At 61.5% G+C, this 20,771-nt stretch carries 22 protein-coding genes; 16 read left to right on the forward strand and 6 right to left on the reverse strand.

The window, feature by feature from the left end:
- Positions 1-4: 4 nt before the first annotated feature.
- Complete coding sequence (locus FX984_RS20075) at positions 5-1,012, reverse strand: aldo/keto reductase (RefSeq protein WP_027603400.1); 1,008 nt, start codon at positions 1,010-1,012, stop codon at positions 5-7.
- Between the two features lie 273 nt (positions 1,013-1,285).
- Between FX984_RS20075 and FX984_RS32960 the strand changes: the two genes are divergently transcribed.
- Together FX984_RS32960 and acuI are read left to right on the forward strand one after the other, a co-directional pair.
- Positions 1,286-1,420, forward strand: coding sequence for a hypothetical protein (locus FX984_RS32960; RefSeq protein ID WP_257228071.1), 135 nt, complete (start codon positions 1,286-1,288; stop codon positions 1,418-1,420).
- 35 nt (positions 1,421-1,455) lie between these two features.
- The gene (gene acuI, locus FX984_RS20080) at positions 1,456-2,442 is read left to right on the forward strand and encodes an acrylyl-CoA reductase (NADPH) (RefSeq protein WP_092359202.1); all 987 of its coding nucleotides are present in this window, start codon (positions 1,456-1,458) and stop codon (positions 2,440-2,442) included.
- Positions 2,443-2,591: 149 nt separating this feature from the next.
- Here the strand turns inward: acuI and FX984_RS20090 are convergent, their stop codons facing one another.
- Positions 2,592-3,179: a TetR/AcrR family transcriptional regulator gene (locus FX984_RS20090; protein ID WP_146477621.1), complete on the reverse strand. Its 588-nt coding sequence runs from the start codon at positions 3,177-3,179 to the stop codon at positions 2,592-2,594.
- Between the two features lie 148 nt (positions 3,180-3,327).
- Here FX984_RS20090 and FX984_RS20095 point away from each other — a divergent pair, with 148 nt between their 5' ends.
- The 3 genes from FX984_RS20095 to FX984_RS20105 all read left to right on the forward strand — a co-directional run bounded on the left by FX984_RS20095 (position 3,328) and on the right by FX984_RS20105 (position 6,301).
- Positions 3,328-4,428, forward strand: coding sequence for an alkene reductase (locus FX984_RS20095; RefSeq protein ID WP_146477456.1), 1,101 nt, complete (start codon positions 3,328-3,330; stop codon positions 4,426-4,428).
- A gap of 543 nt (positions 4,429-4,971) precedes the next feature.
- Positions 4,972-5,817, forward strand: a complete 846-nt coding sequence (locus FX984_RS20100; RefSeq protein ID WP_146477454.1) for an alpha/beta fold hydrolase — start codon at positions 4,972-4,974, stop codon at positions 5,815-5,817.
- 22 nt (positions 5,818-5,839) lie between these two features.
- The gene (locus FX984_RS20105; protein WP_223841655.1) at positions 5,840-6,301 is read left to right on the forward strand and encodes an SCP2 sterol-binding domain-containing protein; all 462 of its coding nucleotides are present in this window, start codon (positions 5,840-5,842) and stop codon (positions 6,299-6,301) included.
- Here the strand turns inward: FX984_RS20105 and FX984_RS20110 are convergent.
- From FX984_RS20110 to FX984_RS20125, 4 genes are all read right to left on the reverse strand, one after another.
- Positions 6,201-6,569: an NAD-dependent epimerase/dehydratase family protein gene (locus FX984_RS20110; RefSeq protein WP_146477452.1), complete on the reverse strand. Its 369-nt coding sequence runs from the start codon at positions 6,567-6,569 to the stop codon at positions 6,201-6,203. The genes FX984_RS20105 and FX984_RS20110 overlap by 101 nt on opposite strands.
- 54 nt (positions 6,570-6,623) lie before the next feature.
- Positions 6,624-8,159, reverse strand: a complete 1,536-nt coding sequence (locus FX984_RS20115) for an amidase (RefSeq protein ID WP_092359208.1) — start codon at positions 8,157-8,159, stop codon at positions 6,624-6,626.
- Positions 8,160-8,372: 213 nt separating this feature from the next.
- A complete protein-coding gene (locus tag FX984_RS20120) occupies positions 8,373-9,005 on the reverse strand; it encodes an ANTAR domain-containing response regulator (protein WP_090404594.1) in 633 nt (210 codons plus the stop codon).
- On the reverse strand, positions 9,002-10,150 hold the full coding sequence (locus FX984_RS20125) for a transporter substrate-binding domain-containing protein (protein WP_108574690.1): 1,149 nt from the start codon (positions 10,148-10,150) through the stop codon (positions 9,002-9,004). The genes FX984_RS20120 and FX984_RS20125 overlap by 4 nt, the downstream gene beginning before the upstream one ends.
- Before the next feature lie 650 nt (positions 10,151-10,800).
- On the opposite strand from FX984_RS20125, the gene urtA reads away from it, so the two are divergent.
- The 11 genes from urtA (at position 10,801) to FX984_RS20180 (ending at position 20,768) form a co-directional block, all read left to right on the forward strand.
- On the forward strand, positions 10,801-11,982 hold the full coding sequence (gene urtA, locus FX984_RS20130) for an urea ABC transporter substrate-binding protein (RefSeq protein WP_065926081.1): 1,182 nt from the start codon (positions 10,801-10,803) through the stop codon (positions 11,980-11,982).
- A 79-nt stretch (positions 11,983-12,061) separates the two neighbouring features.
- Positions 12,062-12,964 carry an urea ABC transporter permease subunit UrtB gene (gene urtB, locus FX984_RS20135; protein WP_027603389.1) on the forward strand — a complete coding sequence of 301 codons (903 nt, stop codon included), beginning with the start codon at positions 12,062-12,064 and terminating at the stop codon, positions 12,962-12,964.
- Position 12,965: 1 nt separating this feature from the next.
- Positions 12,966-14,114 (forward strand): urea ABC transporter permease subunit UrtC, encoded by a 1,149-nt coding sequence (urtC, locus tag FX984_RS20140; protein WP_092359212.1) that lies wholly within the window; start codon positions 12,966-12,968, stop codon positions 14,112-14,114.
- Positions 14,111-14,848, forward strand: coding sequence for an urea ABC transporter ATP-binding protein UrtD (gene urtD / locus FX984_RS20145; protein ID WP_027603387.1), 738 nt, complete (start codon positions 14,111-14,113; stop codon positions 14,846-14,848). The genes urtC and urtD overlap by 4 nt, the downstream gene beginning before the upstream one ends.
- 2 nt (positions 14,849-14,850) lie before the next feature.
- On the forward strand, positions 14,851-15,540 hold the full coding sequence (gene urtE / locus FX984_RS20150) for an urea ABC transporter ATP-binding subunit UrtE (RefSeq protein ID WP_027603386.1): 690 nt from the start codon (positions 14,851-14,853) through the stop codon (positions 15,538-15,540).
- A gap of 23 nt (positions 15,541-15,563) precedes the next feature.
- Entirely contained in the window at positions 15,564-16,004 is a 441-nt protein-coding gene (gene ureE / locus FX984_RS20155; RefSeq protein WP_146477450.1) for an urease accessory protein UreE, read from the forward strand.
- The gene (locus tag FX984_RS20160; RefSeq protein WP_146477447.1) at positions 16,001-16,756 is read left to right on the forward strand and encodes an urease accessory protein UreF; all 756 of its coding nucleotides are present in this window, start codon (positions 16,001-16,003) and stop codon (positions 16,754-16,756) included. Before ureE ends, FX984_RS20160 begins: the two co-directional genes overlap by 4 nt.
- A gap of 45 nt (positions 16,757-16,801) precedes the next feature.
- Entirely contained in the window at positions 16,802-17,497 is a 696-nt protein-coding gene (locus FX984_RS20165) for an urease subunit beta (protein WP_146477445.1), read from the forward strand.
- Positions 17,498-17,500: 3 nt separating this feature from the next.
- Positions 17,501-19,213, forward strand: coding sequence for an urease subunit alpha (gene ureC, locus FX984_RS20170; RefSeq protein ID WP_146477443.1), 1,713 nt, complete (start codon positions 17,501-17,503; stop codon positions 19,211-19,213).
- A 26-nt stretch (positions 19,214-19,239) separates the two neighbouring features.
- The gene (gene ureG / locus FX984_RS20175; protein WP_027603381.1) at positions 19,240-19,893 is read left to right on the forward strand and encodes an urease accessory protein UreG; all 654 of its coding nucleotides are present in this window, start codon (positions 19,240-19,242) and stop codon (positions 19,891-19,893) included.
- Positions 19,890-20,768: an urease accessory protein UreD gene (locus tag FX984_RS20180; RefSeq protein WP_146477441.1), complete on the forward strand. Its 879-nt coding sequence runs from the start codon at positions 19,890-19,892 to the stop codon at positions 20,766-20,768. The genes ureG and FX984_RS20180 overlap by 4 nt, the downstream gene beginning before the upstream one ends.
- Positions 20,769-20,771: the final 3 nt, after the last annotated feature.

Below are 20,771 nucleotides of genomic sequence, written 5' to 3' on the forward strand. Positions count from 1 at the left end.
CGGGTCAGGCAACGACACGCTCTGGAGCGCCGTCAGCCCAAGCAACAGGGACCCTGGCCACTGCCGACGGCGCCAGGTCACTCACGCTGTCAAGTCGACCAATTTGCTCCGCAGAGAGCTGCAGTGTCAGCGCTCCAAGGTTATCGGTAAGTTGACCAAGTGAGCGCGGGCCGATGATGGGAACCGCACCATGCGTGCCTGCCCAAGCAATGGCAACCTGGCCCGGGCTGACGCCGTGTTCACCCGCTATAGCGACTACCGCGTCCAGTGTCTGCGTGCGCTGTGCCGAGTTCTCCGGCTGGAACACACGGCCTGCGAACCCTTCAGCACGCCCCGTTTCACCTTGCCGGTACTTTCCGGTCAACATACCGCCCCCCAGGGGTGACCACGTCACGATGCCGAGACCGAGCGCATGCGATGCCTTGAACAAATCGGCCTCGGGCTCGCGATGCACCAAGCTATGTTCGAACTGCGCAGCCGCAATCGGAACGGCATGGGACAGTTCGGCCAGCGTGACCGCACGGGCGAGGCGCCAGGCGGGGAAGTTCGACAGGCCCGCGTACAGGATCTTGCCGGCACGCGCCAGGTCCTCGAAGCCTCGGACGATTTCCTCAAGGGGCGTGGTGCCATCCGGGTGATGCGCCCAGTAAATATCAATCCGATCGGTTTTGAGCCGTTTCAGGCTTGCCTCCACGGAAGCCACCATGGCCTTACGGCTGTTGCCGGTGACCAGTCGGTTCGCATTCTGCACTGCGCCACTGCTGAACTTGGTGGCGAGCACAAAATCCTCACGCCGCCCTTCCAGCAATGTACCGAGCAGTTCTTCGGATTGCCCGAATTGGTAGACGTCGGCCGAATCGATGAAGTTGCCGCCAGCTTCGGCATAAGCGTTGAACACAGCTTTGCTGGCGTCGGGATCGGCGCCATAACCCCAGCCTGTGCCGAAGTTGCCCGTGCCGAGCGCCACCTGTGAAACCTGCAAACCGGTCTTTCCAAATGATGTGTACTTCATGCTGTGCTCCGTCAATTGAATCGGCCCTGTTGTCGGGATCGACTGGGCGCATGACCGCCTTGATAGCGTTCCCCTGCGCTTTAGTGACTTTCATCTTCAAGATCTGTGTAGATAGACCAGCAGTGAAGCCTACAGCCATCATTGATGTCAATCGCAATCAAAGATCTTGACGACGAAGATTATGATCGACATCATTGAAGTACTTGCCTCACAAGGGTGCTGGCAATTCGCGCGCCCATCTGACCGCGCCCACCTGCTTTCGTCGAGGCGGGCTTGGCCTTCGAGTTTGCCGCCATGGTCCAGGAAAACCTCGCCGGGACGCGCAAGGACAAGGGCATCGTCACCTTCAACTACCCTCAGGTGGGTCGCAGGCGAACCCAAGGTTTCCAGCTGGGTCAACTGATTTAGCACAACGCACGTGGTCACCTGACCAGGAGAAGACGATGACATTCAAGGCACTGCTCGCCAGCAAGACCGGTGACACCCTTTCAACCCGCTTGGTTGACTTTGAGGACGAGGATTTGATGCCGGGCGACGTCACCGTCGCGGTCGAATACTCAACGGTGAACTACAAGGACGCGATGGCACTCAGTGGCCGGTCACCGATCATCCGCACGTTTCCGCTGATTCCGGGGATCGACTTTGCCGGTGTCGTAGAGTCGTCGACCTATCCCGGCATTGTGGCCGGCGACCGTGTGCTGGCCAACGGCTGGGGGCTCAGCCAGACTCACCACGGCGGCTTCGCCCAGAGGGCACGGGTGAGCGGTGATTGGCTGGTCAAGATTCCCGCAGCGTTTTCGGCCCGGGATGCCATGGCCATCGGCACAGCAGGGTACACCGCAATGCTGTCCGTGCTGGCACTGGAACATGGCGGTCTGACGCCTGCGCGCGGCGACATCCTGGTGACCGGCGCCAATGGCGGCTCTGGATCGGTGGCGATTGCCCTGCTGTCCAAACTGGGCTATCGCGTGATCGCATCGACCGGGCGGCTTGAAGAAGCCGATTACCTGCGCGCGCTCGGCGCGAACGAAATCATCGACCGCCACACCCTGTCCGCACCGGGCGCACCGATTTCCGAAGAGCGCTGGGCGGGCGCCATTGACTCGGTCGGCAGCCATACGTTGGCTAACGTACTGGCGCATACCCGGTATCGTGGCGTAGTCGCGGCCTTCGGACTTGCACAAGGCGCGGATCTGCCCGCCTCTGTACTCCCCTTCATCCTGCGCAACATCAGCCTTGCTGGCATTGATTCGGTCAATGCGCCTCAGCAGATACGGCTGCAGGCGTGGTCGCGCCTTGCCAGTGACCTGGATCTGGACAAGCTTGCCCGAACCTCAAAGGTGGTTGGCCTCGGCGATGTTCCTGACATCGCCAGCCGCGTGCTCGCAGGGAAAATTCAGGGGCGTACCATCGTTGACGTGAACGCGTGACGGGGCGGCGGGGTTTTCCAGTGCCACCACGCGCTCTTGTCCGAGGCGCTGCCTCTGCTGGCGAAAATCGATGATCAACCGAGGATCGACCGCCTGCTCTCTCGCACGCCCATGAAGCGCATCGGCAGGCGCGCTTGAGGTCTCCCGGACTATTGCTCGCTGCCTGGCGATACCGGCAAGGAAGCCGATATCCGGGCGTGGCAAACCTCGAGTATTTCATCGGCGAGCGGCGAATCATCCGGACACGCTCGCGACAACACCACCGCGCCAACGGCATGAGCCAGTACGTCGATCATCTTCGCTCTCGTCTCGCCCGGCGCAGCGTCTTCGACGGTCGAAGACTTTTGCACCAGCGCTTGCAGCATGCGGTCTATGCCTTCGGCGAATGCACGCTTCAGCTCATCCGACTGACGCGCCGCGTCTCCACACAGGGCCGCCATGGTGCAGCCCTCGCCACGCCGATCACGGTGATCCCTCGACACGTAGATATCGATGAACGTCTGAATATCAAGCGCCTCGGTACCGGCGAGCGACCGGGAAAGACTGCTGGCTGCAGCCTCGGCCATCAAATCGGCCTTTGAGCCGAAATGCTTGTAGAAACCTCCGTGGGTGAACCCGGCGGCCCCCATGAGATCCACCAAACCTACGCCGTCAAACCCCCGCTCACGAAACAACACGGAGGCCGTCTCGACGATGTGCTCGCGATTTGCCTGCGCCTGCGCTTTGGTCACTTTCACCTGCGATACCTCGAACTTGCACAAAAAACCTACGCCCATAGTACATAGATGTTGATTGCAATCAAAATAATTGACAGCTTTGATTATGATCACCATCATAAAGGCAAGCCAAATCCCTCTTCCGCCACAGCCACAGAAGACACCTCACATGACCGATCAAAATCTGTTTACTGCCTATACCCTTGGCTCACTGACCCTCGCCAACCGCATCGTGCTCGCGCCCCTGACGCGCAATCGCGCCGGCACTGGACTGGTGCCTAGCGAGTTCGCCCCCACTTACTACAGCCAGCGCGCTTCAGCCGGGCTGCTGATCACCGAGGCCACCCAGATTTCGGCGCAGGCCCAGGGTTACCAAGACACACCCGGTCTTTACACCCAGGCGCAGATCGACGGCTGGCGCCGTGTCACCGAAGCGGTGCATGCCAAGGGCGGCAAGATTTTTGTGCAGCTGTGGCACGTTGGCCGGGTTTCCCATGTGGACCTGCAACCGGGCGGTGCCGCCCCAGTAGCGCCGTCGGCGATCCGTGCCCAGACCAAGACCTTCGTCAATAACGGCTTTGCCGACGTGTCCGAGCCACGCGCACTCGAACTCGACGAACTGCCAGGCATCGTCAACGATTTCCGCCAAGCGGCGGCAAACGCCATTGCGGCCGGCTTCGACGGCGTGGAACTCCACGGTGCAAACGGCTATTTACTCGATCAATTCATCAAGGACGGCGCCAACCAGCGTACCGATGCCTACGGCGGTTCGATCGAAAATCGTGCGCGCCTGTTGCTGGAAGTGACCGCTGCCGTGGTCGCCGAGATTGGCGCGGACCGCACGGGCATTCGCCTGTCGCCGGTCTCGCCCGCCAATGGTGTGTCGAGCAGTGAGCCGCAGGCTCAGTTCGATTACATCGTCGACCAACTCAATGCGCTCGACATCGTTTACCTGCACGTCGTCGAAGGTGCGACCGGTGGGCCACGCGACGTGGCGCCGTTTGATTTCGATGCGTTGCGCCAGCGCTTCCAGAACACCTACATCGCCAACAATGGCTACGACCAAAACCTGGCCAACTCGCGGCTTGCGCAGGACAAGGCTGACCTCATCGCCTTTGGCCGCCCGTTTATCGGCAACCCGGATCTGGTGGAGCGGCTCAAGGCCGGTGCGCCGCTGTCCGCCTTCGACCCCACCACCCTCTACGGCGGCGGTGCGAAGGGCTACATCGACTACCCGACACTGGCCGAAGCCAGCGCTGTCGCCAACTAGGCAGTGCCTGACCGGGCCAGGTTTTATTTGTGCCCCCCTCTCACTGAGTGACCGAAGCTTGTATCCGGGAAGGTCCAGGTAACTCCGTATAAATGGCGTGCTTGGTGTCGTTACCTGTGTTCTGGCACCAAACGAGCCAGCGTCGATTACAGAACGATCACCACTGGGGGCACAAGGGGTAAGGCAGGAGCGCGCAAAAAGCTGGAAAGATGAAGTTGAATAACGATAAGTGCGACATCAATGAGTGCGTTGAATCAACCGCAGCCGCACCGCCCGATACAGAACACACAGGCCCACATCAGGATCAAGCGACACCCGCGAAATCACCGACCAGCAAAGTACCTGAAGACGCGGCTCAGCCTGTAATCGTCTGGCGTAGCTTGATGTTGCAGCAGTAACACTGCGAAGTCGCATTGCTCCGTCAACACCCGTCGCCGTGCAACCAGACATCGGGCCCGGTGCGGACAACCCGCGCGGGTGCAATCTGTCCCCAAACAGCCATGGTTTGCTGCATCAGATGACAACCCCTTGGAGGACTTCAAAATGAGCCATAGCCATCTAACCGCCCCTACCCTGTATATCGACGTCGATGGCGAGACATTTGCCTATCGCCGCTGGGGCAATGACAAGACAGATCAGCCTCCGCTGTTCCTCCTCCAGCATTTCCGTGGCGGCATGGATCATTGGGACCCCATCATGACGGATGGGCTGGCGGCAGGGCGCGAGGTCATCCTCTACAACGGTCGCGGCATTGCCTCTTCTTCCGGAGAGCCGCGTAACCGAATTGAGCTGATGGCCGACGACGCTGCCGCAGTGATCCGCGCACTCGGTCTATCAACAGTCGATGTGCTGGGCTTCTCGCTTGGCGGTTTTATCGCCCAGGACCTGACACGACGCCATCCCGACCTCGTGCGCAAACTGATGCTGCTGGGTACCGGGCCTCGTGGCGGTAATCCGGACTCAGACCCTGGCGTGCTGGAGGCCGCACCACGGCCCATTCCCACAGTGGACGATTTTCTGTTTCTGTTTTTCGGTCGCTCCGAGACGGCGCGGCAGGCAGGGCTCGAGTTCTGGGAGCGCCGTCATCAGCGTGTCGACCAGGATCCACCCAGCTCGATGCAGGTGATGCAGGCACAGATCGAAGCCCACATGCACTTTATGCCCAAGCTGGACCCAAATGATCCCTTCAATCATCTGCGCGCTATCAAACAGCCAACGTTCATCCTGAACGGCATGAATGACGTCATGATTCCAACAGTCAACTCCTGGTACATGGCCCAGAACATCCCGAACGCCCAGTTATTCCTGTACCCGGATGCGGGCCACGGCGCCCAATTCCAATGCCCTGAGCGCTTTCTGAAACACGCCATCGCGTTCCTCAGCGAATGACAACTTACGGAGCCAGCACATCATGCTGAAGTTTAAATTTTTGTTGTGGGCGCTGACCAAGCTGTTACAGCGAGCCATCAAGAAAAACCCCGGCTGCGCAAAATTTGTTAATGGCAAGTCGTTGGTCTTTCAGATTCGAACAGAGGATGGCGTGGGTCGCTACTTCACCGTTGCGAACGGAAAGATAAAATCCGCCGCAGGTTTAACGCAAAAGCCGGCATTCACGCTGTCGTTCAGAAACACAGAAAGAGGCTTCGCCATTCTGTCGGCTAAAGACAGCAAGGATGAATTCCTGACGGGCTTGCGTACAGGCGATCTGAAAATCAGCGGTGATTTTGTCGAGGTGATGTGGTTCCAGGGATTAACAGAATACTTGCAGCCGGCTAAAGACCCCGCGCAGGTCTTTTCACGACGCCTTGCATCGTGCGGCTGCCGATCATCACGATTCGGGCGCCGGGGTGAAGCCTGGCGTGCAGGGTGTTGACCAAATGGCTCGCCGCCGCCACGTGAACCTGCCACATGGCTTGGCCATCCTGCGGCTGCAACTGCCCCAACGGGGCGGTACGCATGAAACCTGCCGCGTGGACGATGGCATCCACCGTTTCGATGGGCTGCAAGGCTTGATCCAAGGCCTGCAAGTCACTCAGATCGCATTCAGTCCAGTGAAAGCGCGGATGGTCGATACCGGCAGCGCGGCGACTCAGCCCCTGCACACGCCAGCCTTCTGACAGCAGGCGTTGCGCGCTGGCCATTCCAGGCCCAGTCGCCAGCGAACGTATTCGCCAGCGCCTGGGCAGGCCATCGGTTTACAGCGCCGGGGGTTTAGGGAATACGCCACGGGCGTGTTCGTAGGCCTGGGCAACGCGCAGTGCGAGGGCGTCCTGGAAGCGCGGAGCAACGATCATCATGGCGACCGGCAAACCGTCCGCAAGCCCCGCCGGGATCGATGTCGCGGGGTGCCCCGTGAGGTCAAACGGCGCGGTATTGGCGAGCATGTCCAGTGCACTGTGCACGTACTCCTCGACGGGGGCGTCCGCGGCGGTCAACGGCGTGGCTACGAAGGGCATGGTGGGCATCACCAACACGTCAAAATCCTTGAATGCCTCGTCGTACTGGCGCGTCAACTCCGGTACCAGCATCCGCGCCTTGGCGTAGTAGGCGCCATGCAGGTTTTTCAGGCTGTAGTGACCGGTCAACGCAACCGCTCGCACGCTACTGGACAATGCATCGGCATGTTCGCGGCGTTTTTCGCCGAAGTAACTCATGATGTCCGGGTCGTAATAACCGTCGACGTTCATGCCGTAACCATTGCCCTGCAGCATCTGATACGCCGCGCCGTCAGTGGCAATCACGTTCCACAGATCCAACGCCACGCCCGTGTGCCACGGCGCACTCGCTTCGCCGACGCTGGCGCCCAGGCTTTCAAGCTGGGCAACCGCCGCCTTGACCAGCGCGTCCACCTGCGGCTCGGACATTCCCGGGATCGCAAAACCTTCTCGCAGCAAGCCGATTTTCAAGCCGGCCACGCCCTGCTCCAGCGTCGCGAGGCAGTTGACCGCTGGCGGATTTTTCTGCCGGGAATCAAGCCCATCGGCCCCCGCAATGACATCGAGCATCGCTGCCACATCGCGTACGTTATTGGCCATCGGGCCCACATGGTCGATGGTCCGCTCAATCGGAAAAGCGCCGGTGTAAGGCACCAGGCCGTAAGTCGGCTTGTGCCCGACGATGCCGCTCCAGGCCGACGGCATCCGGATCGAACCGCCCTGATCGCCGCCGATGGCCATGTCGACTTGGCCAAGCGCCACCAGCACCGCACTGCCGCTGGACGAGCCGCCTGCGTTGCGCGTCAGGTCCCAGGGGTTTTTAACCGGGCCGCTGGCGGAGGTAAAACTTGCCCCGGAAAAACACAAGTCTTCACACACCGACTTGCCCACCACCGTGGCCCCGGCCGCCAGCAAGCGTTTGACCACAGTGGCGTCTTCGGACGGGATATAACCGTCCAGGCTCAATGAGCCGTTAGCCATGGGCACGCCAGCCACCGACACATTGTCCTTGATGACCACCGTCCTGCCGGCCAACGGGCCTTGCGCCGCGCCGACGATTCGGGTTTTCACGTACCAGGCGCCGTGCAGGTTGTCTGCCTCGGCGGCTTTGTTGTATTCGCGTTCAGGCGGTTGCTGCGCGACGTTGGCAGCGTAGAGCGCATCGATGGCTTCGTAGGAATTCAACGTTTCATCGGCCAGGTTGAGGAAGGCCTCCATCTGGCGATCTGTCAGGTGATAACCGTGGTCTTCGGCGGCAATCAGAAAGTCGGCTTTGCCGGGGCGTTTTACGGACATGGTGTTCTCCAAATGACGTTAAGAACCACCCGATCTCGGGCGATCATTGACGCGCGCCACCCGTGCCCACTGCACAGGTTACGGCTCGCTCCGGAGGACTCCATTGTCCACGCCGGTCGCCACGCGGTGATCCATACCTGCCAAGGGAGGCGTATGGCAAACGTCCACGCAGAAGAGGATCAAGCCCTCACAAGCTTGATGCTCAAAGGCTGTTCAGGAACAGGCTTGTCGGAACAACTCATGGGCCTTGACCAGCGCTTCGGCGATTTTTTCCACCGGTTCGCGCTTGGCCATGGCTTGGTCTCGCAAGGCGTTGTAGGCATCGGTCTCCGACATGCCCTTGGTTTCGATAAGGATTATTTTCGCCTGCTGCACGGTGCGCATGACCGCCATGCGCCCTTCCAGGCGCTTGACGTGTCGTTCCCGTTCGCGGGCCTTGCGTGACTGACTCAGCGTGATCGCCAAAGCGGTCAGCAACCCGAACGACTTCACGGGCGAAGGAATGACAGAGCAAGCGTTCAACTGCACCAATGCCTCGACGATGATCGGGTTCTCATAGGCAATCACCGGAATGATCGGCGGCGTGCTGGCGTGGAGCAGCCATGGCGTGTTGGTCGACAGGCTTTCCGGCGACACCGCCAACACGATCACGTCCGCCTCGGCGCTCAAGCGCTCCGGGATCGGCCATTGCACACGCACCTGACAACCGATGCGCTGCAACTGCTCGATCAGGTTGCGTCCATCCTCGTCATCCGGGTGCATTACCAATACGCTGACGTCGCGCAGGTCCTTGATGCCTGTCGCGCTGTCGTTGCGCAGGCGTTTCTTGGCGGCGCGCAAGGTCATGGACGTCTCCCCACCGAGCCGGACCATTCATTGAAATTGGGTGCAATGGCGTAAGGGTCAGGCTTGAGTGCACTCTGGCTTTCGTAAAGGATGTCGAATTGGCCCTCGACGTTGGCCCGGCCGATCCGCGAAAACAGGTACGTGTGGTGATTGTTGGCATCGACCCGAATGCGTCCTTGTGGCGCTTCGAATTCCAGCCCGCGCATGGCCTGCAGCACATCCTCCACTTGCGTGCTGCCAGCTCGAACGATCGCCTTGGCCAGCAAGTGCACCTGAAAGTACGCCGCCTCCCAGCAACGGTCAGTGACCTGGTGTTGACCAAACAACTCCCGGTATTGGGCGATGCATTGGCGGTTGGTCGGCGTGTCCACCGACTGAAAATACGTAGCCGCCGAAATATGTCCCGCCCCCAGGTGAATCCCCATTTGCTGGATGTCGGTTTCGCTGGTCGTCAGGCTGGCAATCGGCATCACCGAGGGGTCAAAGCCTGCGTCGGCGTAGGCCTGGTACAAATGCCCCATGGTTTCGCCGACGACCGTCGAGAAAATAAACGAGGGCTGGAGCTCCCTGGCCTTGACCATCAGCTTGGCAAAATCTTCCGGACGCGCGTTTTTCAGCGGCAGATAATACTCGCCCAGCTTGGTACCGCCACGCTCGTACAACAGGTCGCTCATCAAGCGATTGGTTTCGTACGGGTAGACGTACTCGGAACCGATCATCAACACGCGATTGCCGAAGTTGTCGAGCATGTAATTGCCCAGCGGCAGGGCATTGTGATTCGGTGTGGCGCCGGTGTAGATGATGTTGCGCGAATACTCGAAACCTTCGTAATACACCGGGTACAGCAACAGGGCGTCGTAGCGCTCGACAATCGGCAGTGCCGCCTTGCGTGCAGCCGAAGTGTAGCAACCAAAGAAAAACCGCAGGTGTTCTTCGCGGATCAGCGATTCGATGTGCATGGCGTACAGCGCAGGCGTTGAATCGGGGTTACGGGTGATCAACTGCAGCGGGCGACCATCGACCCCGCCTGCCGCATTGATCTGCGCAATTGCGAACTGCGCGCCGCGCATCGTCGAGCCCTCGGCAGCCGCCGTGACACCGGTATCGGAAAACAGACCGCCTATGCGGATCGACTGGTCAACCATGCCTATCAACCTTGTTCAACGTGAGAAAAGACACCCGCTCGTGGATGGGGGTCTGGAGGCCTGTGCAAATAATGATTGAGCGAGACGCCGTATAACAAAATGGCTGCTCTCAGGCGGGTTGTGCCTGGGGCTGGCGCGACAACACTGTCAGGGCCAGTCATGCGAGGGGCCTTCCACACCTGCCGAGGATGGGCGTGTGACAAGGGACCCTGCGAGGGTGTTGCCTGTCGCTCATGCAGATAGTGGGCCACACGCCATGGACGAGCTGCACCCGCGGCGCCGGCCGGTTTCAATCCTTGCCGTGGAGCCCATCCATGCCGCCCACACGCTCACGGTATTGGTGCATTCAGGGTGCATTCGCGCCAAAGCAGCGCAGGCCAGTGACACGCGGCAATAGATGCAGGCGTCACTCGCACGCCCCTTCGACTGCCCGGAAAACGCCCTGATCGCAATTGGCACTGCCCTTGCTATAACTCTCCAGAGACATCGCGCCAGCTGTTTGCCCTACGCCCCCTTGGCAAGTAGGGAAGCACCTCGCGTACGACTGGATCGGACACAGCTGTCCCGCCAGATTCGGCACAAGAAGCCTGATTTCCCGACTATTGATTTAGCCGGGATGTCGGGCTTTTTTTATTCCTGGAGAGAAGTGAATGCACAACGACAAACGCCGTTTGATCAAGCATGCCCTGTTGCTGGGCGCCTTCAGCCTGTTGCCGTTTTCCCTGGTCAGCCAGGTGCAGGCAGCCGAGACCGTGAAGGTCGGTATCATCCACTCGCTGACCGGCACCATGGCCATCAGTGAGGCCTCGGTGGTGGATGCGGAAAAACTCGCCATCGACGAAATCAACGCCAGCGGTGGCGTGCTCGGCAAGACCATCGAACCGATCGTCGAGGACGGTGCCAGCGATTGGCCGACCTTCGCCGAGAAGGCGCGCAAGCTGTTGGAAAACGATCACGTTGTCGCCACGTTCGGCGCCTTCACCTCGGCGTCGCGTAAAGCGGTGTTGCCGGTGTTCGAACGCAACAAGGCCTTGCTGTATTACCCGACATTCTATGAAGGCCTGGAAAAATCCCCGGCCATCATCTACACCGGCGCCGAAGCGTCGCAGCAAACCCTGGCAGCCGTCAGCTGGTTGATGGCCAACAAAGGCAAGACCGTCTACCTCGTGGGCTCGGACTACATCTGGCCGCGCACCACCAACAAGCTGGCACGGGCGTCGGTGACCAAGCAGGGCGGATCCATCGTTGGTGAGGATTACCTGCCCCTGGGCAACATCGAGTTCTCCTCGGTGATCAACAAAATAAAGGCCGCCAAGCCCGACATCGTGCTGTCCACCATCGTCGGTGGCTCAAACGTGGCGTTCTACAAACAGCTCAAGGCCGCCGGCATCGACAGCAGCAACCAGACACTGATGGCGCTGGCCGTCACCGAAGAAGAAGTCACCGGCATCGGCGCCGAAAACCTCACCGGTTTTCTCACCTGCATGAGCTACTTCCAGAGCCTGAAAAACCCGGTCAACGAGAAATTCGTCGCCGCCTTCAAGGCCCGCTATGGCGACAAACGCGTAGTCGGCGACCCGATGGCGGCCGCGTACACCGCCGTGTACCTGTGGAAGAAAGCCGTGGAAAAAGCCGGCAGTTTCGACGTCCCGGCCGTGATCGCCGCGTCCTCGGAGCTGACCCTCGACGCGCCTGAAGGCGAGGTCAAGGTCCACAAGGACAACCACCACCTGTGGAAGCGCGCGCGCATCGGCACCCTCAACGCCCAGGGCCAGGTTGACGTGATCTACGAGTCCGCGCCCATCGAGCCCAACCCTTTCCCGAAACTGTGATGCAGGATCGGGCGCGATCTGACTCGCGCCCTCTCCCGCCCACGCGGTCCGCCAACGTGCAGCGACAGGTAGCGACGCAATGACTTTCGATATTTTGGTGATGCAGGTCTTCAGCGGGTTTTCGCTGTTCTCGGTGTTGGTGCTGATGGCCCTGGGGCTGACCATCGTGTTCGGCCTGATGGGCGTAATCAACATGGCCCACGGCGAGTTGATGGCGATGGGGTCGTACATGACCTACGTCACGTCCGTGGTGTTTGCGCGCTACTTTCCCGACTACATGGGCTGGTATTTCGTGATCGGCATCGGCGTGGCCTTCGTCGTGACCTTCGCGTTCGGTTTCCTGCTCGAACGCTGCTTTATTCGCTTCATGTACAACCGCCCGCTCGACACGCTTCTGGCGACCTGGGGCCTGTCGCTGGTGCTGCAGCAGGTGTTCCGCCAGGTCTTCGGGCCCAAGGAAGTCAGCGTGCCCACGGTGCAATGGCTGCAAGGCGCGTGGAAGATCAGCGAAGGCCTGGAACTGCCGCTCAATCGGATTTTCATCATCGGCCTGACACTGGTGATCGCCGGCGCCGTGTTTCTGTTTTTGTACCGCAGCCGCTGGGGGCTGCGCATTCGCGCGGTGACCCAGAACCGCGCCATGGCGGGGGCAGCCGGCATTAACACCGCCCGTGTCGATGCGGTCACGTTTGCCCTGGGCTGCGGGCTGGCCGGGATCGCCGGCAGCTCGTTCACCATGCTGGCCTCGACCGGCCCGGTCAGCGGCCAGCAGTACCTGGTCGACACCTTCATCGTCGTGGTGTTTGGCGGGGTGGAGAGTTTGCTGGGCACCTTCCTGTCGGCCTTCGCCATCGGCCAGACGCAGATTTCGCTGGAATACCTCACCACCGGCTCCATGGCCAAAGCCATCACGCTGCTGGTGGTGATCGTGCTGCTGTTCTTCCGCCCCAACGGCTTGTTCGCCGCGAAAGTGAGACGCTGAGATGAACGATATGACTGAGACGCCCCTCACCCGCCCCAGCACCTCGACGCAGACCACGCGCCGGCTGCGCACCGGGTTGCTGCCGTTGCTCGAGCGCCACAGCCTGGTCTGGCTGTCGCTGCTGTTGCTGGTGATATTGCCCCTGAGCCTGGGCGACTTTCGCCTGGGCCTGGCCGGCAAATACCTGAGCCTGGCGTTCTGCGCCGTGGGCATGGTGATGATCTGGGGCTACGGCGGGATACTCAGCCTGGGCCAGGGCATCTTCTTTGGCCTCGGCAGCTACATGATGGCGATGTACCTGAAACTTGAAGCCACCGCCAACGACGAAGCGGCGAGCGCGCTCGCCGCCTTCTACGGCTCGGCGTTGCCGGACTTCATGATCTGGAACAGCGTCGACGCGCTGCCCTGGTGGTGGAAGCCTTTCGAGTCGGCGACATTCACCTTTGCCGCGATCCTCGTCCTCCCGGCATTGCTCGCGTTTGTGTTCAGCTACGCGTATTTCAAGAAGCGCGTGGGCGGCGTGTACTTCTCGATCATCACCCTGTCGTTGGCGGCGATCATGTCGATCATGATCATCGGCCAGCAAGGCTACACCGGCGGTGTCAACGGCCTGACCGACTTCAAGACCGCCTTTGGCCTGAGCCTGCAAACGCCTCAAACGCCCTGGATTCTGTACCTGATCACCACCCTGTTGCTGCTGGGCTGCGTGGCGTTGTGCGGGTTCATCCTGCGCAGCCGGCTGGGCAAAGTGGTGGTGGCGATCCGTGACCGTGAGGACCGCGTACGGTTTTCCGGCTACAACACGGCACTGTTCAAAGCGTTCATCTTTGCCGTCGCAGCACTGATCTCCGCGCTCGGCGGGGTGATGTTCACCCTGCAGGTCGGCCTCGCGTCGCCGTCGCTGGTGGGCATCATTCCTTCGACCGAAATCGTGATTTACGCAGCCCTCGGCGGGCGTCTGTCGCTGGTCGGTGCGGTGTACGGCACGCTGTTGATCGGCGTGGCCAAAACCTACCTGTCGGAAAATTTCGTCAACTTCTGGCAGTACTTCATCGGTTTCCTGTTCATGGGCGTGGTGCTGTTCTTGCCGACCGGGCTCGCCGGTTTGCTGCAACGCCTTGGCCACAACAAACAGGAGGTGCAGTCATGAGTGGCCTGTTGCTGAGTGTCGAAGATCTCACGGTGTCGTTCGACGGTTTCAAGGCAGTGGACAGCCTTAATTTCTATGTCGAAGAAAACCAGGTGCACGTGGTGATCGGGCCTAACGGCGCGGGCAAGACCACCCTGCTTGACATGATCTGCGGCAAAACCCGACCGAGTGCCGGCAGCATCCGTTTCAAGGACCTGCAACTGGCCAACATGATCGAGTACCAGATCACCCGCGCGGGCGTTGGGCGCAAGTTCCAGAACCCTTCGGTGTATGAAGACCTCACCGTGCGCGAGAACCTCGACATCTCGTCGCCCGGCAAACGCGGCATTTTCAACTGCCTGTTCGCCCGCAAAGACCCGGCCCTGCAAGCAGAGATCGAGCAGACCGCCGAGATGATTTTCCTGCAGGACCAGCTGGGGCGCAAAGCCGGGCTGTTGTCCCACGGGCAAAAGCAGTGGCTGGAGATCGGCATGCTGCTGATGCAGCGCCCGGAACTGTTACTGCTGGACGAGCCGGTGGCCGGCATGAGTGCAGGCGAGCGGGAAAAGACCGCAGGCCTGCTCAAGCGCATCGCCAAGGGCCGCGCCATGGTGATCATCGAGCACGACATGGAGTTCGTGAAGTCAGTGGCTGACAAAGTCACCGTCCTGCACCAGGGCAAAACCCTGGCCTACGGCTCGATGGATCAGGTGCAAAACGATCCTCGCGTCATCGACGTCTACCTGGGGCACTGAGCATGCTGACCGTCAATAACCTGAACGTGTATTACGGCGACAGCCATGTGCTGCGCAATCTCGACCTGACCCTCGCACCGGCCGAGTCCCTGGCGATCATGGGTCGCAACGGCATGGGCAAGACCACCCTGCTCAGAAGCCTGGTGGGCATGCTGCCGGCGCGCAGCGGCAGCATCACGCTGGCGGGCCGGGAACTCACCGCCAGCAAGAGCTATGAGCGGGTCGCCGCCGGGGTGGGCTTCGTGCCGCAGGGGCGGATGATTTTTCCGTACCTGACGGTGGAGGAAAACATCCTCACCGGCATGCAGGGCGCCCCTGCCGCACCGATTCCCGACTACATCTACGAGTACTTCCCGGTGCTGTTCGAGATGCGTCGACGCAAGGGCGGCAACCTCTCCGGCGGCCAGCAACAACAGCTGGCGATTGCCCGCGCGCTGGTCTCCAACCCCAAAGTGTTGATCCTGGATGAGCCGACCGAGGGCATTCAGCCGTCGATCATCAAGGACATCGCCCGGGCCCTGAACCTGCTGAAAAAAGAACGGGGATTTTCGCTGATCGTCTCCGAACAGGTGCTGTCGTTTGCGATGGCCGTGGCCGACCGTTACCTGATCATCGAGAAAGGCGAGTTCGTGCACAGTGAGGTCCGCGAAACCGTCGACCGCGAGCGCATCCTGCGCTACCTGACCATCTGAAAGCGGACCTGGGAGCACACACCATGTTGATCCTCGACCGCATTCTGGGCCAGGCCAGCGACCCTGCCCTCGCCGACCGTTTGCATGACCTCAGCCACGCAGGCCTGGTCGAAACCCTCAGCCTGTCGGCCAGCGACATTCAGCGTCATCGCCTGCGCCTGGCCAGTGATCGCGGCACCGACTGTGCGATTCGGCTGGAGCGCCATCAGCAACTGCGTAACGGCTCGGTGCTGATGCTCGACGGTCAGCGCGCCATCGTCGTGCACATGCAGGACGTGCACTTTCTCGACCTGCAACCGCGGGACGCTGCCGCAGCGCTGGAGCTGGGGTATTTCGCCGGCAACATGCACTGGGCCGTGCGCTTTGCAGGCACTGCGTTACGGATCCCGCTGAATGGCCCGGAGGCCGACTACCTCGAGCGTCTGGCGCCGATGCTCGCGGACGGCCGGGTGCAGCGCCTATGAGCGCCGCACCGGCCGAGTTGCGCAGCAGCCTGTTGGCGCTGCAACAGGCAGACAGTTTTTTCCCCGGTGGCGCGGTTGCCTGGTCATGGGGGCTGGAAACGCTGGTGGCCGATGCGCGCCTGGGGCAGAACGACTCGTTGACCGACCCCGTCCCTGTCAGGCGCCGTCAGCGCGGCCTGCAGAATGATCGCAGCATTCAGGTGCGGGCCTTCGTCGAAGGTCAATTGCGTCATCGCTGGAACAGTTTTGACCGGGTGTTTTTATGCGCCGCCTGGCATGCAGCGGCTGACCTCGCCACTCTGATGGACCTGGACAGTCACATCGAGGCCCTGACCCTGGCAGAGGAACTGCGCCAAGGCTCACGTCGAGTCGGTCAATCGTTGCTGGGCGTGCATGTCGCGCTCGGTACCCCCGGCGCTGCCGCTTACCAGCAACACGTGCTCGCCCGGGCAACGCCGGGGCATTTGCCGGTGTTGCAAGGGCTGCTGTGGCAACAACTCGGCATGCAACTCGAGCACTGCCAACTCGCCGCCGCCCATGGGCTGTGCACCGGACTGGTCAGCGCCGCTGTGCGCCTGGGCGTAATGGGGCATGTGGATGCGCAGCGGGTACTCACCGACATCCAGCCCTTGCTGCTGCAACTGCTTGCTCAGGCGCCGCTCGCCCTCGACGACGCCAGCGGCTTCACGCCCATGGCCGAGATCGCCGTGATGCGGCACGAAACCCAGGACCTCCGTCTTTTCGCCAATTGAGGTGGCAGGCACGAAAACGCCTGCTGCCGACACAGGAGCTTGAACATGCTGCTGACGCCCACCGAACTTGAGCGGCTGACGCTGTACACCGCCGCCGAACTCTCGCGCAAACGCCGCGCCAAAGGGCTGCGCCTGAACTTTCCGGAAGCCTCGGCGCTGATTGCCGATGAAATCCTCGAAGGCGCCCGTGAGGGGCGCAGCGTGGCCGAGCTGATCGGTTTCGGCTCGACACTCCTCAACACTGACGACGTCATGCCCGGCGTGGCCGAGCTGCTGCCGGTACTGCAGGTGGAAGGTACGTTCCCCGATGGCACCAAACTGGTCACCGTGCATCAGCCGATTCGACCCGGCCGGTTGCCGTTGGCCGTCATGCCGACGCCTGGCGAAATCATCTCGCCCGAGGGCGATATACCACTCAACAGCGGTCGCCCCACGACCACCGTACGGGCCATCAATACCGGCGACCGGCCGGTGCAAATCGGCAGTCACTACCACTTTTTCGAAGTCAACAAGGCGCTGGATTTCCCGCGCGCCGCCGCCTTCGGCATGCACCTGGACATTCCTGCGGGCACCGCCGTGCGTTTTGAGCCGGGGGAGCTGCGCGAAGTGCAGCTGGTGCAATTCGGCGGCACGGGGGACATCCACGGTTTCAGCGGTTTGACCAATGGCAACCTGCACGATCCGGCCTGCAAAGCCATCGCGCTTGATCGAGCCCGCGCACAACAGTTCAAGGGGGCATGACCCATGGCAACGATGACGCGCAAGGAATACGCCGCGATGTACGGCCCCACCACTGGCGACGCGGTGCGCCTGGGGGATACGTCGCTGCTGGCCGAGGTGGAATTCGACTACGCGGTGCCCGGCGATGAATGCCTGCACGGCGGCGGCAAGACCCTGCGTGACGGCATGGGCCTGATGCCAGGGCATGACAGCGCAGACGGCGCGCTGGACATGCTGATCTGCAACGCGCTGATCATCGACCCGGTGATCGGCATCGTCAAAGGCGACATCGGCATCAAGGACGGCAAGATCGTGGCCATCGGCAAGGCCGGTAATCCGCAGGTCATGGACGGTGTCCATGCGCAGCTGATCTGTGGCGTCGCAACCACCGTGCGCGACGCAGAAGGCCTGATCGTCACGCCGGGCGGGATCGATGTGCACGTGCATTTCGACTCGGCGCAACTGTGCGATCACGCGCTGGCGGCGGGCCTGACGACGCTGATCGGCGGCTCGCTCGGGCCGATTACCGTGGGGATCGACTGCGGCGGCGAATGGAACGTCGGCAAGATGCTGCAGGCCTCTGAAGCCTGGCCAATCAATTTCGGCTTTCTCGGCAGGGGCAATTCCAGCAAGCCGGAATCGCTGCTCGGCCAACTGCGCGGTGGCTGCCTGGGATTGAAGATCCACGAGGACTGGGGCGCGATGCCCGCCGTGATCGATACCTGCCTCAAGGTGGCCGATGAATACGACTTCCAGGTGCAGTTGCACACCGACACCTTGAATGAATCGGGTTTTCTCGAAGACACCCTGGCCGCCATCGGCGACCGCACGATCCACATGTACCACACCGAAGGCGCAGGCGGCGGCCACGCCCCGGACATCATCAGCGTGGCGGGAAAATCCAACTGCATCCCCTCCTCGACCAACCCGACCAATCCGTACACCGTCAACACCTTCGACGAACACCTGGACATGATCATGGTCTGCCATCACCTCAATCCGGACGTGCCGGAAGACGTGGCGTTCGCCGAATCCAGAGTGCGTCCGCAGACCATCGCCGCCGAAGACATCCTGCACGACACCGGCGCAATTTCGATCCTGGGTTCCGACAGCCAGGGCATGGGGCGCATCAACGAGGTGATCTGCCGCACCTGGCAACTGGCCTCGAAGATGAAAGAGCAACGCGGCCGTCTACCGGAAGAAAAAACCGGATTGGGCGACAACGAACGCATCAAGCGTTACATCGCCAAGTACACGATCAACGCTGCGCGGGTGTTCGGCATCGACAGTTACATCGGCTCGCTGGAGCCGGGCAAGCTCGCTGACCTGGTGCTATGGCGGCCGGCCTTTTTTGGCATCAAGCCGGAGCTGGTGGTCAAGGGCGGGTTTATCGTGCACGGCGTGATGGGCGACTCGGCAGCCTCGCTGTACACCTGCGAACCCCTGATCATGCGCCCGCAATGGGGGGCCTTTGGTGAGGCCAAACAGGCACTGTCGGTGAATTTCGTCAATCGCCTTGCGGTGGAGGCCGATACCGCTGAGAAACTGGGCCTGAAAAAAGCCCTGTTGCCGGCCTTCGGCACCCGCACGCTGCGCAAGTCCGACATGCTGCACAACGACGCCTGCCCGGACATTCGCGTCGACCCCCAGACCTTCGATGTGTACGCCGACGGTGAGCGCCTGACCTGCGAGCCGGTCAGCGAAGTGCCCTTGGCCCAGCGCTACATGCTGCGCTGATCACAGCCAATAAAAGGAACCTGCTAATGAGCACTGCATTCAACGCCGCACCGCAGCCGCAACCCCACCCGGGCGCCGCGCGCGTCGGGATCGGCGGCCCGGTCGGCTCGGGCAAGACTCGCCTGCTGGAGCAACTGATTCCGCGCTTCATCGCGCGCGGCACCGAGTTGGCCATCATCACCAACGACCTGGCCACCCGCGAGGACGCCGAACGCGTGCAGCGCAGCGGCCTGATCGACCCACAACGGGTGCTCGCGGTGGAAACCGGCGCCTGCCCGCATACGGCGATCCGCGAAGACCCGACGCTGAACCTGCAAATGGCCGACGAGCTGGAAGCGCGATTCGAGAACCTGGACCTGATCCTGATTGAGTCCGGCGGCGATAACCTGGCCTCGACCTTCTCGTTGGATCTGGTGGATTACTGGATCTTTGTCATTGATGTCGCCGGCGGCGATGACATCCCGCGCAAACGAGGGCCTGGCGTGTTGAGCTGTGATCTGCTGGTGGTCAACAAATATGATCTGGCGCCCTATGTGGGCGTGGATCTGCCACGCATGCGTCGCGAATCAGCCGAAGCCCGCAACGGCCGGCCCGTGCTGTTCACCAACTGCGCGACGGGTGACGGGGTCGACGCGGTCGTCGACGCCATCAGCCGCGCCGTGTTGTTTGACCGACCATGAACGCGCCGCAGGAACTGTTTCGCCCGTTGATTGCACCGCCCAAGGCATCCTCGCAGGTGCAGGCCCGGATTGCCTTCAGCAAAGCGCCGTCCGGCGCCAGTTATATCAGCGAACAGCGCGTGGGCTATCCCTTTCACCTGGGCCGCACCCTGAAGCTGCCGGACGACCCGAAAGGCATGGCGGCCGTGTATGTGCAGTCGTGCTCGGGCGGGATTTTCGCAGGCCAGGAGTTGCGGATGCACCTGCATGCCGGGCCGGACACTCAAGTGCATGTCAGCACTGGCGCGGCGACGGTAGCCCACAGCATGCTCGAGCAATCGGCACGCCAGACCGTCAACCTCACTGCAGAACGCGGAGCATTACTGGAGTACCTGCCTATGGCGACGATCCTGTTTCCCCAGGCAAAACTGCACAGCCAGGTAAGGGTGAATCTGCACCCGGGCGCCAGGGTGATGCTGTGCGACGCGTTTTGCCTGCACACCCCCCAGGACAGTGCCGGCCTCTTCGATGTCTACCGCGCCGACCTGGAAGTGCGCTGCCCGGCAGGCCGTTTGCTGGCCGGCGATCGCCTGGCGCTGAACGGGCAAGACCTGCTGCGGCAATTACCGGGCGTCGGTGGTGCCTTCCAGACCCTGGCGACATTCATGCTCGTGGGTCAGGGCTTGCCTGTCGAAGCGCTGAAAACCGCATTGCGCAACGCCCTGCCCACTCACCCCGACAGCTATCTGGGTGTCAGCGCACTACCCAACGATTGCGGGGTTTCATTACGCATCATGACCCTTGATGCCGTGTCACTGCGCAACAGCCTTCACATAGCCTGGGCGTGTGTACGTGAGCATCTGACCGGTGTGGCACCGCGTATGCGCCGCAAATGAGGA

It is taken from the genome of Pseudomonas marginalis (assembly GCF_008692035.1).
Taxonomy (GTDB): domain Bacteria; phylum Pseudomonadota; class Gammaproteobacteria; order Pseudomonadales; family Pseudomonadaceae; genus Aquipseudomonas; species Aquipseudomonas marginalis.

Bases quoted from the DNA above. Each gene is read 5' to 3' on its own strand.
- FX984_RS20105 (WP_223841655.1), top strand. From the start codon at position 5,840: ATGCTGAAGTTTAAATTTTTGTTGTGGGCGCTGACCAAGCTGTTACAG.
- FX984_RS20165 (WP_146477445.1), top strand. From the start codon at position 16,802: ATGCTGCTGACGCCCACCGAACTTGAGCGGCTGACGCTGTACACCGCC.
- FX984_RS20075 (WP_027603400.1), bottom strand. From the start codon at position 1,012: ATGAAGTACACATCATTTGGAAAGACCGGTTTGCAGGTTTCACAGGTG.
- FX984_RS20110 (WP_146477452.1), bottom strand. From the start codon at position 6,569: ATGGCCAGCGCGCAACGCCTGCTGTCAGAAGGCTGGCGTGTGCAGGGG.
- ureC (WP_146477443.1), top strand. From the start codon at position 17,501: ATGGCAACGATGACGCGCAAGGAATACGCCGCGATGTACGGCCCCACC.
- FX984_RS20160 (WP_146477447.1), top strand. From the start codon at position 16,001: ATGAGCGCCGCACCGGCCGAGTTGCGCAGCAGCCTGTTGGCGCTGCAA.
- ureE (WP_146477450.1), top strand. From the start codon at position 15,564: ATGTTGATCCTCGACCGCATTCTGGGCCAGGCCAGCGACCCTGCCCTC.
- urtC (WP_092359212.1), top strand. From the start codon at position 12,966: ATGAACGATATGACTGAGACGCCCCTCACCCGCCCCAGCACCTCGACG.
- FX984_RS20120 (WP_090404594.1), bottom strand. From the start codon at position 9,005: ATGACCTTGCGCGCCGCCAAGAAACGCCTGCGCAACGACAGCGCGACA.
- urtB (WP_027603389.1), top strand. From the start codon at position 12,062: ATGACTTTCGATATTTTGGTGATGCAGGTCTTCAGCGGGTTTTCGCTG.
- FX984_RS20180 (WP_146477441.1), top strand. From the start codon at position 19,890: ATGAACGCGCCGCAGGAACTGTTTCGCCCGTTGATTGCACCGCCCAAG.
- FX984_RS20095 (WP_146477456.1), top strand. From the start codon at position 3,328: ATGACCGATCAAAATCTGTTTACTGCCTATACCCTTGGCTCACTGACC.
- ureG (WP_027603381.1), top strand. From the start codon at position 19,240: ATGAGCACTGCATTCAACGCCGCACCGCAGCCGCAACCCCACCCGGGC.
- FX984_RS20125 (WP_108574690.1), bottom strand. From the start codon at position 10,150: ATGGTTGACCAGTCGATCCGCATAGGCGGTCTGTTTTCCGATACCGGT.
- FX984_RS20115 (WP_092359208.1), bottom strand. From the start codon at position 8,159: ATGTCCGTAAAACGCCCCGGCAAAGCCGACTTTCTGATTGCCGCCGAA.
- acuI (WP_092359202.1), top strand. From the start codon at position 1,456: ATGACATTCAAGGCACTGCTCGCCAGCAAGACCGGTGACACCCTTTCA.
- FX984_RS20100 (WP_146477454.1), top strand. From the start codon at position 4,972: ATGAGCCATAGCCATCTAACCGCCCCTACCCTGTATATCGACGTCGAT.
- urtE (WP_027603386.1), top strand. From the start codon at position 14,851: ATGCTGACCGTCAATAACCTGAACGTGTATTACGGCGACAGCCATGTG.
- urtA (WP_065926081.1), top strand. From the start codon at position 10,801: ATGCACAACGACAAACGCCGTTTGATCAAGCATGCCCTGTTGCTGGGC.
- urtD (WP_027603387.1), top strand. From the start codon at position 14,111: ATGAGTGGCCTGTTGCTGAGTGTCGAAGATCTCACGGTGTCGTTCGAC.